Annotated in this window: 13 protein-coding genes and 2 pseudogenes; 12 read left to right on the top strand and 3 right to left on the bottom strand. The window is 30.0% G+C overall.

All coding sequences use genetic code 11. From position 1 onward, the window contains the following. Positions 1-1,002: 1,002 nt before the first annotated feature. The 3 genes and pseudogenes from BAQ49_RS18095 to BAQ49_RS34135 all read left to right on the top strand — a co-directional run. Positions 1,003-1,824: a ParA family protein gene (locus BAQ49_RS18095; protein ID WP_071746515.1), complete on the top strand. Its 822-nt coding sequence runs from the start codon at positions 1,003-1,005 to the stop codon at positions 1,822-1,824. 1 nt (position 1,825) lies between these two features. After that, positions 1,826-2,197 (top strand): DUF5388 domain-containing protein, encoded by a 372-nt coding sequence (locus tag BAQ49_RS18090; protein WP_071746514.1) that lies wholly within the window; start codon positions 1,826-1,828, stop codon positions 2,195-2,197. A 542-nt stretch (positions 2,198-2,739) separates the two neighbouring features. Continuing rightward, positions 2,740-2,959 (top strand): annotated as a pseudogene (locus BAQ49_RS34135) (hypothetical protein); the annotation flags it as partial. A 345-nt stretch (positions 2,960-3,304) separates the two neighbouring features. On the opposite strand, the gene BAQ49_RS18080 reads toward BAQ49_RS34135, so the two are convergent. Then, complete coding sequence (locus tag BAQ49_RS18080) at positions 3,305-3,889, bottom strand: SUKH-4 family immunity protein (RefSeq protein WP_071746513.1); 585 nt, start codon at positions 3,887-3,889, stop codon at positions 3,305-3,307. Positions 3,890-5,131: 1,242 nt separating this feature from the next. On the opposite strand from BAQ49_RS18080, the pseudogene BAQ49_RS33630 reads away from it, so the two are divergent. After that, positions 5,132-5,386 (top strand): annotated as a pseudogene (locus tag BAQ49_RS33630) (hypothetical protein); the annotation flags it as partial. A 142-nt stretch (positions 5,387-5,528) separates the two neighbouring features. Here the strand turns inward: BAQ49_RS33630 and BAQ49_RS18065 are convergent. Continuing rightward, the gene (locus tag BAQ49_RS18065) at positions 5,529-7,208 is read right to left on the bottom strand and encodes a helix-turn-helix domain-containing protein (RefSeq protein WP_071746511.1); all 1,680 of its coding nucleotides are present in this window, start codon (positions 7,206-7,208) and stop codon (positions 5,529-5,531) included. A 1,810-nt stretch (positions 7,209-9,018) separates the two neighbouring features. On the opposite strand from BAQ49_RS18065, the gene BAQ49_RS18060 reads away from it, so the two are divergent. The 5 genes from BAQ49_RS18060 to BAQ49_RS18040 all read left to right on the top strand — a co-directional run bounded on the left by BAQ49_RS18060 (position 9,019) and on the right by BAQ49_RS18040 (position 14,176). Beyond that, on the top strand, positions 9,019-10,719 hold the full coding sequence (locus BAQ49_RS18060; protein WP_071746510.1) for a hypothetical protein: 1,701 nt from the start codon (positions 9,019-9,021) through the stop codon (positions 10,717-10,719). Positions 10,720-11,857: 1,138 nt separating this feature from the next. Beyond that, entirely contained in the window at positions 11,858-12,148 is a 291-nt protein-coding gene (locus tag BAQ49_RS18055; protein WP_033717025.1) for a phage protein, read from the top strand. 7 nt (positions 12,149-12,155) lie between these two features. Continuing rightward, positions 12,156-12,341, top strand: a complete 186-nt coding sequence (locus BAQ49_RS18050) for a hypothetical protein (RefSeq protein WP_071746509.1) — start codon at positions 12,156-12,158, stop codon at positions 12,339-12,341. Positions 12,342-12,441: 100 nt separating this feature from the next. Then, complete coding sequence (locus tag BAQ49_RS18045; protein ID WP_071746508.1) at positions 12,442-13,623, top strand: FtsK/SpoIIIE domain-containing protein; 1,182 nt, start codon at positions 12,442-12,444, stop codon at positions 13,621-13,623. Continuing rightward, complete coding sequence (locus tag BAQ49_RS18040; protein WP_071746507.1) at positions 13,562-14,176, top strand: replication-relaxation family protein; 615 nt, start codon at positions 13,562-13,564, stop codon at positions 14,174-14,176. Before BAQ49_RS18045 ends, BAQ49_RS18040 begins: the two co-directional genes overlap by 62 nt. Before the next feature lie 5 nt (positions 14,177-14,181). Here the strand turns inward: BAQ49_RS18040 and BAQ49_RS18035 are convergent, their stop codons facing one another. Then, a complete protein-coding gene (locus tag BAQ49_RS18035) occupies positions 14,182-14,412 on the bottom strand; it encodes a helix-turn-helix domain-containing protein (protein ID WP_071746506.1) in 231 nt (76 codons plus the stop codon). 504 nt (positions 14,413-14,916) lie between these two features. On the opposite strand from BAQ49_RS18035, the gene BAQ49_RS18030 reads away from it, so the two are divergent. From BAQ49_RS18030 to BAQ49_RS33025, 3 genes are all read left to right on the top strand, one after another. After that, on the top strand, positions 14,917-15,531 hold the full coding sequence (locus BAQ49_RS18030; protein WP_084667494.1) for a stage II sporulation protein M: 615 nt from the start codon (positions 14,917-14,919) through the stop codon (positions 15,529-15,531). Between the two features lie 324 nt (positions 15,532-15,855). Further along, positions 15,856-16,290: a hypothetical protein gene (locus tag BAQ49_RS18025; RefSeq protein ID WP_071746505.1), complete on the top strand. Its 435-nt coding sequence runs from the start codon at positions 15,856-15,858 to the stop codon at positions 16,288-16,290. Between the two features lie 444 nt (positions 16,291-16,734). Then, positions 16,735-16,908, top strand: a complete 174-nt coding sequence (locus BAQ49_RS33025) for a hypothetical protein (RefSeq protein WP_165616058.1) — start codon at positions 16,735-16,737, stop codon at positions 16,906-16,908. Positions 16,909-17,062 lie beyond the last annotated feature (154 nt).

Here is a 17,062-nt window from a genome sequence, read left to right as displayed (position 1 = left end):
TGTATGTACCACTTATTACTACTATAATCTTCCTTGTAATATAGAAATATCCCTATTTCTATATTTGGATATTTCTATATATTTCCACTTTTATTATAGAAATGATGGTATAAGGGGAGACTTTGAAAATTACTGATTCCATTGTATGTACCACTTATCACTGCTATAACTTCCTTTACAATATAGAAATATCCCTATTTCTATATTTGGGTATCCCCCTACATCTCTACCTTTATTATAGAAATGATGATATAGGGGGGAGCCCTTGAAAATTACTGATTCCATTGTATGTACCACTTATTACTACTATAATCTTCCTTGTAATATAGAAATATCTCTATTTCTATAATTGGATATTTCCCTATATTTCCACTTTTATTATAGAAATGATGGCATAAGGAGAGACTTTGAAAATTACTGATTCTATTGTATGTACCAATTATCACGACTATAATCTTCTTTGTAATATAGAAATATCCCTATTTCTATAATTGGATATTTCCCTATTCCTCTACTTTTGTTATCAGAAAGGGAGGTATGGGAGAGCCTTTGAAAATTACTGATCTTATTGTATGTACCACTTATTACTACTATAATCTTTCTTGTAATATAGAAATATCCCTATTTCTATACCTCTGCCATCAAGTTACACTTAAGCAACATCAATTATAGGAATGGGTGTTTCTTTTTTAAAAAGCCCCCAAAACAAAAATTTTATACAGATCACCTGGTAATATCAATTCTCTCGTTTTGGGATATTTGATTTTCTTAGCTTGATGAGCATGGGATATGGGATATAAAGACTTTTTCAAAAAATGAATGGAGTGGTATAAATGACAGATTCTATTGCATGTACCACATATCACTGCTATAATCTTCTTTGTAACATAGAAATATCCCTATTTCTATAATTAGATATTTCCCTATTTTTCTAATCTTTTCACTAAGATATAGAAATAGGGATATAGGGAAATATTACGGAAAATAAATGGAGTGGTATAAATGGCTATTACAATTACTGTTGGGAATTACAAAGGGGGCGTTGGTAAAACCACTAATGCTGTATTAAACTCTTATGAATTCGCAAAAAAGGGGAAAAGAACTTTACTCGTTGACCTTGATCCACAGAGTAATGCAACCAAATCTCTTATGTTAACAAAATCTATCCTTAATCCTGACGAAAAGGTAGCTTTAACTAAAACATTGATGAAAGGAATTCAAGAGGGGAATTTAGATGGATTAGAAATTGAAATAATGGAAAATTTACATTTAATTCCTTCTTATGTTGATTTTCAAGATTTCGCAAAATTTCTATATAAATCGTGTTCTTCGGAAGAAGAGGAAGATTTCTACTTTAAGGAATTGCTTGAGAAAATAAAACATAAATACGATTACATATTTATCGATGTTCCACCTATGTCAATTGAAGTTACAAAAAATGCAGTTGTAGCTTCTGATTATGTTCTTATAACTCTACAAACACAAGAACGTTCTCTTACAGGTGCAGAAAACTACATTAACCAACTAATAAAATTAAAAGAGCAATATAATCTTGATATTGAAGTTGTAGGTATTCTTCCAGTGCTATTAAAAAATAATGGTAAAGTGGATGAATACATTATGGAAAATGCTCGTGAAATTTTTGGTGAAGAAAACCTATTTGAAAATATCGTTCCACAGATGGAACGTATTAAAAGGTTTGATGTTAACGGTATTACTGAAAATGATAGACATGATTTAAATGTAATAGAACTATACGAAAAAATTAGTGATGAATTATTATCTCGTATCAATGTTTTTGAAAGTATGAAGGTTGGTGTATAACATGGCAAGAACTCCTGGATTATTAGGCAGAAAAAAGAGCAATTTTGACCCAACAGATCCTTATATCCCAAACGAAGATTCAGTTGTAACAAAAAGTGGCGAAGATACTCCTACTTTTCCACCAAAAAATGAACAAGAACAAGTAAATCAGCAGGAGAAAAAGAAAGAGCAAACACCAGAGAAAAAAAACTTTAAAAACCAACAAGGTAGTATTAAAATTTCTAGTCAATCTAAGGAAGAGCTTGGAGCGCTAATGAAACTTACTAATAAGAAATATGCTCATGAAATAATAGATTTACTTATACATCATTATGTAGAAAATCAATTAACTCCCGAACAGAAAAGGAAATTTAAATTATTAACAGAGATTTAGAAATATAGAAATATCCCTACATGGAAATAGGGATATTTCTATATTTTTTCGGTTTTAAAAAATAACCCCACCAGAACTTCCTCCACAACCTTTTCTTCTCTCTCCACTCCAACATCCTCATGATATTCCTTATGTAAATTGATAATAAAGTTATCTAATTTCGATATAAAAATATAAGAGCCTTACTATATTTTTTTGTAGTAAGGCTCTTTAAAGTTGTTTAATTCATGTTGAACTAAAGTACCCGTTACTCTATTTAGTTAGATGAGTTATTTATTAGAAAAATTATCAATTGCTTGAATAGCTAATTCCAACGCTTCTATCTTTTAAAGATCAGGAATATCATTTTAGTTTCATTTTCATTGTAGTCTATCGTTTTTGACATCAATGATTTAAGCACTATCCATTAATTTTATAGTTCTATTACGTGCATCACATATCATCCCTGTGCTCCTCTCTCGTAGTATAGAAATATCCCTATTTCTATATATCCCTAATTTTTTTATCAAAAATAACGAAGATACTCCTGTTTCTTCACCTGAAAACGGGTAAAGACAAGTGAATGTATGAAATTTAAAAACCAATAGGGCGGTTTTTAAACTCCTAGCCAATCTCATGACTCATGTAGAGATTGGAACACTAATGAACCTCACTATTAAGAAATATGCTCATGAAATTATAGATTTACTTATACATCATTATGTAGAAAATCAATTAACTCCCGAACAGAAAAGGAAATTTAAATTATTAACAGAGATTTAGAAATATAGAAATATCCCTATTTCTATGTAGGGATATTTCTATATTTTTTGATTTAAAAAAATAGCCTCACCAGAACTTCCTCCACAACTGTTCCTTCTCTCATCTCACTGTAACATCCTTATGTAAATTGATAATAAAGTTATTTAACTTCGATATAAAAATATAAGAGCCTTGCTATATTATTTATAGTAAGGCTCTTATAAGTTGTTTAATTCATGTTGAACCAAAGTACCAGTTACTCTATTTAGTTAGATAAGTAATTTATTAGAAAAATTATCAATTGCCTGGATAGCTGTTGCTTTGAAATAAAGTTTATTTCATGTCAGTATCTCAATTAGAAACAATCTATTTTTCATTTGACTTTTCCAAAAGGAAATTTAAATGACCTAGATATAAAGAATTCCAAAATTGTCTATTATAGTCATCATCATTTATTAATATGTTATTATCTAATTCCACTAATTTGTTCTTTAATTCATGAAAAGTGTTTATTAGGTCGCGATCCTTGTATTGTTCCTGCTCTATTAGTTGAACCCAATAATTTTTAAAACAATTGAAGCAACAATACATCTTCTCTATAGAAGAATTGACAAAATTTCTTTCTACTCTTTCCGTAATTTCATGTTCTAACTCATATATTTCTCCTGTTGGCTGGTAGATTGTAATTAGATTACCTGAATCCATATTGCTCCCAATAACGAGGTATGATTTAAACTTCTCTAAACTTGCTAAAAACTTTTCTGTATATTCTTTATCTAATATAGATAAAGAATAATCATTTTGTTTTGTCCATTCTACTACATCTAAAAGAAAACCATTAGAATAATTATAAAAATCCACATTGAGACATTCGAATTCATTTTCTTTAATTTGATGATTAAGTATAAAATTTTTACTAGCTATGGGTAAATTTAATTTGTCTATTTCCAATGTCTTTCCTCCAAATCTTAATGTTTAATATTTTTCTTCGTCTCTTTACAAACTCATTTAAATTTTAGTATAAAGAACTAATTTCCTTTAATGAAATCACTTCGTAGTCTGGCCCGATTGCTGAACAAAAAAAATCCTGCACAACACAGGATTTTTGATCAAACTTTTTTACAAATTATCAATCTTTATTATAAATGATCGAACTTTATTTTAAATCAACAATAGCTAATTCCAACGCTTTTATCTCTTCAAGATCAGTCATTTTAGTTTCATTTTCATTGTAGTCTATCGTTTTTGACATCAATGATTTAAGCACTATCCATTAATTTTATAGTTCTATTACGTGCATCACATATCATCCCTGTGCTCCTCTCCGCAGTATGGAAATATCCCTATTTCTATATATCCCTGATTTTTTTATCAAAAATAGCGAAGATACTCCTGTTTCTTCACCTGAAAACGAGTAAAGACAAGTGAATGTATGGAATTTTAAAACCAATAGGGCGGTTTGAAAACTTCTAGCCAATCTCATAATTCATGAAGAGCTTGGAACACTAATGAAGCTCACTATTAAGAAATATACTCATGAAATAATAGATTTACTTATACATTATTATGTAGAAAATCAATTAACTCCCGAACAGAAAAGGCAATTTAAATTATTAACAGAGATTTAGAAATAGGGATGTTTCTATATTCTTACAGTTGAAAAAATATAATCACCAGAACTTCTTCCACGACTTTCTCTTCCCTCTCATTACCGAAATTCCCTTATGATATTCCCTCATCAATCGCTTTGTCTCTTAAGCTAACTATTTAATATTTTCTTTGTATTTGTCTACAATAACACTACTATAATCTCCTATCCAATATAGAAATATCCCTATTTCTATAAGTGGATATTTCTATACCCTTTTACTTTTGTTACAGAAATGAAGGTATAGGAGGGGACTTTGGAAAAGTTACTGGAATAATATACATTACTGTTTCTATTTTATATACCATATATCACTCTCTAATCTCCTATCCAATATAGAAATATCCCTATTTCTATATTGGATATTTCTACCCCCTTTTACTTTGGTTACAGAAATGAAGGTATAGGAGGGGACTTTGGAAAAGTTACTGGAATAATATACATTACTGATTCTATTGCATATACCATATATCACTCTATAATCTCCTTCTCAATATAGAAATATCCCTATTTCCATAAATAGATATTTCTATATTTCTCTGCTTTTGTTGTCAACAAATAGCGAAGATACTCCTGTTTCTTCACCTAATAATGAACAAAAATAAGTGATTCTACAGGAGGAAAAGAAATTTAAAAACCAACAGAACAATATAAAAATTTCTGTTCAATCTAAGAAAGAGCCTGGACCACTAATAAAACTCACTAATAGGAAATATACCCATGAACTAATTAGTTTACTGATTAATCATTATGTAGAAAATGAATTAGCTCTTGAACAGAAAAGGAAATTTGAATTATTAGCAATAAATATAGAAATATCCCTGTTTCTAAATAGGGATATTTCTATATTTTGGGTATATTTTAAAACAGGCAAAATCAATAACTACATTAAAAAGAGTCCTATTTCTAGGACTCTTTTTAATACTAATTTTTAGCTTTAACTTACATTTTATCGATGATCATTTGTCTTTTATACCATTGGTTTAATTTGCTTCTCGCCGTACTAGAGAGACGCTTTGTTTTTTTATTATAGAATCTAGAAAGAGTCGGCTGTGATATACCTATCTCTATTGATAGTTCTCGCATAGTTATATTCTTCTTCATATGAATAAACTCTATTCTCTCCCTGATAAGTTGTTCATTTTCATTCGTATCTAATGGTTTTTCTACAATTTTTACTGGATGACTTTCCTCATCTATTGTATCAATTGTTTTCTTTTTCGCTAAGTTTTCCATTGAACTAATTAATTCTTTGGGTGGCAATATTACTATTCCTAACTGTGAATAATAGTTTTTAAACCAATTCTTCTTTGTCAGTTTTTCTTCTTCTAAACCATTATGATATTCCCAATGAGAAATTACTTCTTCTTTTTCTAAATCACTAAGAACATTTTCTAATTGTTCGCGGATACGATTAGGTTTTTGTTTTTGATTTATACCCATAACTGCTAACAAACCTTTATCTCCACCTATAGAATAAGGTCTTTGTAAGCTAGAAAACATTTGACGTATTCTCCATTGCCATGTCAAATATCGAATTAATCTTTTATGATATTTGTGTCTATAACTATTATATTCAAGTGCCTTTTTTGATAATAATGCTGTAGTACTATTAGATCCATATAGATATCCAGATAAGAAACTTCCCGGTTTGATTCGACACGATTCTATCCCCATGTATTCGTTTGTGTTTTTATCTCTCCATAGAACTACGGAATCTAATACAAATAGTCTTTTAATTACCTCGCGTTTTACTTCATAATGCTTACCTGTTTCAGCGCGATCATTTAATACGACTACTTCGTTGTCATCATTTAGATATATAAAAATACTCGCTAGGGCCGCAATCCGCTTCGCAACTTTAATTTTATCTTCTACCCTATAATATTCGACACCATTTGCCTTAGCCTTTGAAATACTGCACATTTCTAAAACTTGTTCATATGAAAAATCAATAAATTCATCAGGCGATTTTGCTTCATTCAACCATTGAATCGTGATGGTATCTAAACAATCTGCAGTTAGATCATCCATATTACTCATTACACCATCTACTAATGTATTCCATCGTGCTGTCTCTTCAATATTCGTTAACTTTAAATCTTCATCTTTATGAGAGGAAAGCTGTGCCACTCCATTACTATCCTTTGTTTCAATAGGATAAGATTTTAATCGTGTGTTTTCATCTTCTTCAAATTGATTTTTAGCTATTCCATCTCTTAACTTATAATAGACCGCGGAGTTATTTACTTCTAAATAATTGTCATTCAATATGTCCGCATCTGATTCACTTGTTGCTGTATGCACTATAGTACTAGCTGTCTGATTTTTACGAAACTCTTGTTCAATAAAGACACCTATGGTCTCATGAATAATTAATCTGTAAGTATCTATATTTTTAAATATATCTAGAGGAGAAACACCTTTTCTTTGTTGTTGCTCTAACCACTGTACAAGCATTGAAAATGATGGAGAAAGGTATTCTGAAGTCACAATTTTACTTTTATCTTCTTCAACATCAACATAATAGGAAACCCATTTATGCCACAATTGCTCATCTTGTTTATACAGTTGTTCAGTTATTGATAGTGCGTCTCTAAACAATTGTAGAACGTCTTCCATTTAAATTCGGCTCCTTATATACATTTAGTTATTATTGATCTTAATTTGAAAATAATTAGCTATATGATGTTCCTTTTTATAAAACTAGAAATAAAGTCAGAATATTCAATTCTTTTATTTCACCCTTAACATGTTAAGGGCTCTAGTTTGCATACTTATAGCACACTCTGTAACTGATTATACAAGACTGAATCGATTTGTAAAATCCAAATAGCAATTATAGAAGTACTTTTACAATAACCTATCTTTCATCCATTAGCTCTTTTTCTATTAGATTTTCAGTAATACTATTTATAAACAGAACCATTTATTATTTTTCATATAAAAATAAACAGATTTAAATGCCGATACAAAGCATAATTTATAATATCTTTCTTAAACAAACACCATACATTTTCATAGCAAAGGAATGCAAGTATACTGATCTATACTGCATTCCTTTATTGTAATTGTATGTCCACTATATTTTTATTCTTCCTTTTCTAAAATTAAAAAACTAACATCCTAATTTCTTATTTTTCACCTCTTTCTGGATCCACTCCATTGTAATAAAAACTCTTCATTAGATGTCCAAACTATTAGCTATCCCCCCTAAACCACAATAATTTTTAAAATAGAAGTTCCAACTGTTATAAAAAACAAAGAAAGAGTGGAAAAGCAATACACAAACGTGTAAATCACATGGAGTAAACTAATAAAAGAATGAAAATTCTGATAATTTATTCGCTAAGGGTTTTCGTTTACTCTTTCTTTGTTGTTATGAGTTTAACATTAAAAATAACATAAATCAACAAAAAAACAAAAAATTCTTATATTTTCGACATTTTATTTATTTCGCTCTAATTTCACCTTAAAAACATGGTTACAGTAGCTTTAAGATAAAGTTTAATCGAAATAATGTCATTAACCTTAATAAACGAACAAAAGAAAAGAGCGTATTTAAAAAAATCGTGACTTTATTTCAAATCCACACTCTCTCTAAAGTACCTCTTACATTTAAAAGAGAAGTGAAAGTAAAAATGTATGGATTAAAATAATAATGTAACTTCGAACACCCCAAATTCATCAAAATGAAAATTTATAGCCATATCATTCCCCTTTCCATCAAAACATGAAACAAAAATGATATTATGTAATTCTTTTTACTAACTCGAAATTTTTTTCTAAAAGTGCTTAAAGCTTGATATATAAGCTTTTCTACTACACCTATACTATTAGTTATGAAAATTTATAGCTATATGATGTCCCTTTTTTTTAGATGAAAACCCCCTTAAACCTTTTTATATTAAGGCTTTACATGTTTATAACCTTATTTTCATGTATTTATGCAACATGAAAATCCATAGCTGTATGATGTCCCCTTTTTTACCCAAACATGAAAACTCGCTTAGCTACTTCATGTTCCTTTTGTAATTATAAAATTACAGATAAACCCCATTAACATCACTGTTTAAAAGGGTTCATCTGTTTAACTCGCAATTATAAACATGAAAATCCATAGCCATATCATGTCCCTTTTATTTTTTTGAAAATCGATATAACTGTTGATTTAATCATGTTTACAAGGCTTTTTTGCTATTTCACTTCTTTTCTAGCAATATGAAAATCCATAGCCATATCATGTCCATAAAAAAAATTCTAGGAAGCCTGAAACCCCTTGATACACAAGGGATTAAAGGGCGTTTCATCTTTTTGTTTTTTCTCTTAAAGGGACGTATTTCGGCAAATTTCGATTTGGTATAATCAAAATTGGTATATTTTATAGTGTTTTGGCATTTATTTCTGAATTTATAGGTAGGAGGTGAAAAAGATGGGAAAATCATTTATTATTCGTAATCAACGTAGTCTAAATGGACAATCTACAAATGCAGTTTTAGTAACACTGAAGTCTTGGCAAAAACTTGTTGAAACTTTCGAAGAGAAATACTACAGCTATAAAGATACATACCTTGAGGATATTGTTGATCATATGACATATGAGGAGCGTATTGCCGATGTGGATGGCTTCGTAGCACAGGCTAAACCATCTTTTTCACGTCGTACACTATCTGCTATTTCGGAAACAATGGGAAGAAAGCATAAATTATATGGCCTTACAAACGCAGATTTGGAAGTCTTCTTATATCTACATAAAAAATGTTACACGAATGGAGTCATTCCAAATGTAACAATACATATGATGTGGGAAGATTACAAACTATATAAAGAAGAATTTGCTTACATACAGCATTCTCAATTCTATATTGCATTAAAGAAATTAAGTATACATAACATTATTACGATTGAAAATGAATTAGATGGTCGATATACAATTAAATTAACTCATTTTATGAATGAAGAAACTGAAAAAGTCAATGCATATGTTTATATTAGCCCGGTGGTATTTACGAAAGCTTTCTTTGAGCTATCAGTTGCATCTAAGAAGCTATTCTTAGATATTGCTATGCAACAGCACAGTGAGACTACACTAAAACGTTCCTTAGACAAACAAGATGAAAAAGGGAATAAAACTCATTTTGGTGGGATGTACCGCTTTTTACATAAAAAATATCCACATCAAATTCGCGCAGTTATGACAGAATTAACAACTGCATTACCATGTACAGGGACTCCACTATTCAAAATTTGTAAATTACAAAAAGGGGTTAAGAATAAAAAAAGATATACGACTCTATATCTATCCTTACATACGGATTTCTTATGTGCAAAAGAAACAGGAGAGGTACAGTATCGCGATCCATTCACACCAAAGCTTACTTATGCTCGTAAAGCTCGTTTTATCGAATCCGTACTACAAGAAATGAATATTGGTGAATTTACACAAGACATGAACAAATTTATCCATGTACTTAAATATACATGCCATCGACAAATTCGAAGCGTAATTCATAGCTTACGTGACATGATAGATCGTAATGAAGAGTATCCAAGCAAATTAGTATATACACTGAAAAAATTATTAAATCAAACATCACAATATCAAATTCTTGATACCGCAGCTAAAGAGGGTATTTATCCTCTGATTACACAACATGTTCCAAAAGAACAAAAAGAACAAGCTGTATTTGATTTCGGATTGCATTTCTCTATGTACTCTCTGAGAAACATCAAAAAGTTGTTCCGCAAAACGTATGAATTACTAAATTACAAATTTGCTGTACCTGTTACAGAGGAATCTTATCACCGCAACTATCTAAAGTATCAAGAAGAAACGTTGTTTAGAAAGTACGCTTATGAACAAGGTACAAACCTAAACGCTTATATGGCTTTAGAAATAGAAATACGTGAACTCTTAAAGGTAAGAGGACATAAAGAACGCTCTATTCCTAGTGATGTTCGGGAATTGTTCATTGAGAAGATAGATAGATTACCGAAAGAAAAGCTTCGCGTTATTGAAGTACCAGATAACTTTAATTTAATTACATTTATGCGTGCCTTTGAACAGTTAATACGCGCTGGTATCCCAGTAACAACGGCTGAGCAAGTACTGACAGCAATGAAAACGAACTAATCATAATCAGCTCTCTATTTTTGAAAAAAATTCAAGATAGAGGGCTATTCGTGTTGATACGTTTATTTAAAAGAATTTTATTCATTCTTCACATTAAGTAACTTTACTCGATTCTATTCAAAATAGAGTCTTTTTTTATGCAATCATATACAAAAATAGTATAGTACCTATCTATATTTCCACACATACTTCCATAAAAACATGTTATAAGCTGTCTATATACATTCAAATATCTACAAGAAATCATAAGAAAAAAATTAAATTTCGTGGATAAGTAGACAAATAACACATAATGTGAATAATTTAGTACCATTATCATTGATATAAATGGCTTATATGCCTTCATCTATCAAAAATCATCAATATTAATGTGAGTTATGTGTGAAATTAGGATTATGTTGATTAAATAACATGTAATGTGAATCTTTTGTGGGTAACTACAATAAGATTGTGGAGATTCATTGAATTCATATGACATTTTACGATTGAATAAATATGTTTAATAATGTATTAAATTGTTTCATTTTTTATGTAGGAATACTAAATTTCATTTATGATTATTTGTAGATTTTAAACCATAATAATACCTAATTTTCCATTGTTAAATTCTACTTTTTATGATTTTTTACGCTATGAAATGTTAAGAGGCTTTGTTAGAGTAAGGATATACGTACATTTGCCAGTCCTATATAAGTTTTATCTTTATATTTTTAATATATATAAGATATATATTTATATTAGATTTTATTAACGATTCTTCAATTGCATTGTTACTAAAATGACTGAAAAAATTAATTTAAAATTTTTAATTTTATTTTCGAACCACTTAAAAAAATCATACAATCAAAAAAGAGGAGCACATGCTACCAACATGTGCTCCTCTTTTGACAACTGCTACCGTCAGGTGGTGGCTATCAATTATCATTTATTTTTACGAAAAGCACTCTTTTGCTGCTTGTGACGGCGTAAAGAAAGGGTCGTTTTCTTGTTATTAGCACAGTTTCAAAGAATTTAAGATTTTTGTCGAACGTCATTCCTATTTTGGAATGACGTATTTTTTTAGGGACAAATTCGAAAATCCGTATCATTATCATATGTATTTAGTGTATCTAGAATTCTATATGGATGGTGAAGACATATGAGTCAATATCAAATGCTGTATAGTACACCTTATCTGTATTCTTCTCGAACATTGAATCAAATGTACAAAGCTAATAAGAATGAAGAAAACATATGCGCTATACAAGAGCATATGCTACGTCACGAAGTATACCTGGACCAACAATACCGAGGTTACTATTATTTAAGTCAAAAAATTGAAGAAGAGCTATACGGCGAAGAACATGCATTGTCATGGAATGAGCTACTGGATGATTATCAACTTTATAGAGATCGTAAGGGGAATTTATCTATCAAACCGAAAGGATGAGATAAACATGACAATCATTGGGGAGCTAGGGATTGTATATGGCGTGACCGGAGCTTCAGTTTTAGGAGTAAAATTGCTGAAGAAGAAAGGGCTTTATCTTCCAGGTTGGTTGCTACGTGCAGGTCTTAAATGCTTGTTGATTGGAAGTGTTTGGTACGTTCTAATGGATATACTAGATATGTTTCTACGTTAGTATTACATCTGGTAGTTGAAAGTGATTATAATAGCGCATCTTAAACAGCTTTTGATAAGCTTCCATACAGGCTCAACTACCTTAAGGAGGTATGGAGGGAATGTTGTCGCTTTTATTAATTCCAGCAACCTTTATAACTGTAGCTTATTTTTATCAAAGTAATGGAATGAGTGATAAGAAAAAAATTGCAACGTTTTTTGAAATTGCAAAGATATGTGTTCAACATAAAGGTGAATTACAATACCCCATTTTTATAAAAGAAATTAAAGATGAGATAAGTATGAATTATGTTTACAAGTTACCACTTGGTGTACCTAGTCAACTTATCCAAAAGTTAGCTGAAGTATTAGAAGAAGGTCTATATAAACCTGTTAAAATATCGTTTCACCACAGAGAGCTTCATATTCGAGTATTTAGCGAACAAATACCTGAAATGTGGAATTGGTCTAAGGATCTATTAAAAGAGCGTACATGGAGAGTTGTGATGGGCAAAGCGTTAGATAAATATGTATATCATGATTTTGAGAAAACACCGCATATGTGTGTAAGTGGAATGACTCGTTTTGGAAAGACAGTATTCTTAAAAAATGTAATGACTAGTTTAATTTTGCAACAATCTCAACACGTAAACTTCTTTATTATCGATCTGAAAGAAGGGTTAGAATTTAGTCCTTACAAAGAGCTATCCCAAGTTGTAGAAGTAGCTGAAAATCCGAAACAGGCGTTAGAAATGTTGGCTAAAGTACGTGAGAAAATGGTTAAACAAATTGAAGTAATGAAGAAGTCCTACTTTACTAATATCATAGATACATCCATAAAAGAGCGATGTTTCATCATAGTAGATGAAGGAGCAAATCTTTGTCCTACACAAGGATTACCTAAAAAACAACGTGATGTATTATTTTTGTGCCAAGAGATGTTATCTGAAATCGCAAGAATCGGAGGTGGTTTAGGATTCCGACTCATATTTTGTACGCAATATCCAACCGCTGATACATTGCCAAGACAAATTAAACAAAATGCTGATGCGAAAATAGGCTTTCGATTACCAACGACGGTCGCTTCACAAGTTGCTTTGGATGAATCAGGACTGGAGGATTTGCCGTCTCTTCCAGGAAGAGCGTTGTTTAAAACAGATCGTACAGAGGAAATCCAGGTACCTTATTTAAAGGATACAGATATGTGGGAGTTGTTAAAGCAATATAAGGTGGTGAAGCAACATGAGGCATCAAACACTCAAACAGAAAGCGAGACAAATCGAGATTTTATCCACTTTGGGTAAGTTAGATTTTTTAACTAGGAGGCAACTACAAGCCATCCACTGTCTAGGGAGTATTCGAAATGCAAATCGTGTATTAAAGGATATGCACCCGTATTTTCACATTACAAAAATGGCTCGTGAACACGTATATTATTTAAATAAAAAGGGACGGGATTTATTAGGCATTACAAAAGAAGTAAAGAAAAGTAGTCAATTACAGCACATATTAATGCGAAACGAAAGCTGGATGTGGCTTGGATTTCCAGAATGGAAAACAGAAAGACCTATTGAGTTTTCAATCAATGGTCAACGGTATCAGATTATTCCTGACGCAACGTATTTTGAGGATAATGTTCCTCATTTTGTTGAAATAGATCGTATGCAACATATGAAGGCAAACGAACATAAAATACAGTTATATGGCCATATAACAGATATCTATAAAAAACAGAATGCTATTGTTCCGGTAATTAACTTTTTCACATTATCAGACTATCGGCAATCCAAATTAGAACAATATGCTGTAAAACAAAATGTGTTTATGAGAACATTCGTGATGGACCACATATTTTAGGAATCTTAAATATTGATATCCCAAAAATCATGATAATCAATGCGGTTATCAAATTTTCTTAGTGTTTTAATGATTTTAGCTGCGGATGTTAAAGTGGGAACACGATCCTTTTTATTCGCTAAATCACTTATTAATGATTTACTTAATCCAGTTTTTTGCACTAACCACTGTTGCTTAATTCCTCTACGATCTAAATAGTCACCAAATGGAGTTCTTTTTTTTCCTAGACCAAACATAAGGAATTCCTCCTAAATACAGAATATCGTACTTATAGCTTGTACAATATTCCATAAAACTAAACCTTTGTTCATAAATATGGAATTATAATTTGAAACAAAGCATAGAATAATATAAAGAAAATCAAAAAATATGGAATAATTTTGAGGAATCTAGCATTCATAGTAATAGCTACAAGTTGCTGATACACTATCCTAATGGCAACTTGTTGCAAAAGGTATTCCTATAAAATTAAAAGCTTAAACCCATTGGTACACAAGGGTTTAGGCTTTTTTTAATTTATGGAGAATGAAAAAGAGTTTAATAAATTAAGAGATCCTATATTGTTCAGTGGTCGAATATTGAAGAAGTATATATATATATAATTTCACGTATCATATTGTTAAGTCTATATTTTTTAAACAAATTCCGATAATGAGACGTTATGTTAACCGATTATGTATAAAATATTCAAAAAAATCTTTACCATCGCATTATTAAGATGGTAAAATTTAGAAAAAGAGGTGAGGGTTATTTCGAATGTAATTAATAAGGTTGTATTTAAAAGAGCTATTAACTTTTTCATATTAGGGGTAGCACTAACAGTTATTGCTACCATAATAACTTTTATAATCAATCCAGATCTAAAAGAAACACTGGAAGGGATAGGAAATAGAATACCAGATCAGGTAAAGAAATTAACAGGTATAGAAAAGGTATGGACATATATTGTTAATAATGGTTTTATCGTGCCTTTACAAATGTTTATATTAGCCTTGATTCCAATACAATTTTTATATGTTATACATATAATTTTAACTGCTTCACTTCTTGGGGTTTCTTTTGGAATTGCGTTACAACTTGGTTTTAAAAAAGGTTTTGTGATGATAATTTCATCCATCCCTCATTACCTTGTTGAAGTTTTCGCTTTGTGTTTATTTGCGGCTATTCTTTTTGAATTAAATAAATGTATTAGAATCAAATTAAAAATTATGTTCAAAAAGGATAAAGAAAGAGTATCTCTTAGTAAAAAGATTTTAGAAGTAATAAAAATTTATGCTATTTTAACTTTACCTATAATTATCGTTGCTGCATTCTTAGAAACTTACATAACTAATATCATATTTGATTTATTTTAGGAACTTTATATGCTTGATGAAGATTGAGATTTACCTAAACATAATACAAACTGTGCTTATAACTTCCAATAACGAGAATTATGTGAACACGAAAGTCCCCCAGTTAAACAATCTGGAGGACTTTTAATAGTCTTCTAAATAAATTAAATCCCAATAATTGTACATTATGGCAACTGAAGGTATATTAGGATGTAATTTTTTTGAAAGCTATACACGGCTATTCTATAATATTAAAGATAAGTAATAGTATATAGGTTTTTTTTAACCAACATCCTATCTATAATGTTGCACATTTTATTTATAAAATGAGGAGGAGAAACTAGATTGAGAGAATGTTGTTTTAAAATAAGTTTATCATTAGAAGAAGCTAAAAAACGTTATTGTGATTGGATGAATAAAGATATCGAATTTCAATTAGATGAATATGGGAATTTTATCGATGAATCAGTGTATTTTTCTGAACATGAAGATGGATGGACATATTTTGTAGACCTTGAAGGCGAAGCATTCTTTGGTCTATCAAATGTATCTTGGATAGAACTTGCAAAAGAGAATTCTGTTACATACGCTTACTATGATGAAAATTTTAATGCAGAACTTATAATTATAGAAAAAGGTTCATTAATAAGAGAATTTTCACTTTATGAAGATGAACCAGATAACAATATAGATTTCGAAGAATTTGAATATGAAAAAGGTTCAATAATAAAAGAATGGAATGATGTAGTAACTTTTCTTGAAATAGAATTAATCATTTAATTAATAATGTGTTTAAATATAGCTTTTTTATTAAAATTTATTATTCAAGTAACAAGTAGGTTAATTTAATAATAAGCCAAAAGGAGCTTCTAATTGAAGATCCTTTTTTACTGCCTAAAATGTGACTTATGTAAAAAGCTAGCATAAATCTAGCTTTTTCTTTTTTTGTTTATAGGTATTTTAAATTCTTTATTTATCGTGTTTTGAATGTATACTTTCGTCGGTGATTTTGGAGAAAATGAGTAAAGTGCGATAAACTCAATAAAATCAAAGGGATGAATGTAGATTAATATATAATTTGTTTTATATTTGTATTATAACGTATATATATATCAATTTTTTGGTATCCTTATAGAAGAATATAAATTTAATTTCGTACGCTAAACGGAATTTGAAATGGTAAAATATAGTTTAAGTAAAAGGTTAGGGGGATAAATTGATTTTATGGATATGCAGAAACGGAGAATATTAGTAGCAGGAATTATTTTAGCAGTAGTGTTAGTTGTAGGGTATTACTCTACTAACGTACTACAGACCTTCTCAATCGTATGTTGTGCAGTAGCGATTGTGTTTGGGGTTATAAGTAGTATACAAATGAAACGACAAAACAAGAAGTAAAGATTTGAACATTTTATGATACCCCAAAATTTCTCGTTTTGGGGTATTTGTTTTTCTTAGCTTGATGGCGATGTGGCGGTACCCCACACCCATCAACTTAAGGGATATTTTTATACAAAATGCGATCTTTTCACGTAGTATTTTATTATCGTTT

Source organism: Bacillus proteolyticus, assembly GCF_001884065.1.
GTDB lineage: Bacteria > Bacillota > Bacilli > Bacillales > Bacillaceae_G > Bacillus_A > Bacillus_A proteolyticus.
Note: the sequence above shows the minus strand (reverse complement) of the source record. Positions and strands in the feature narration are given on the sequence as shown.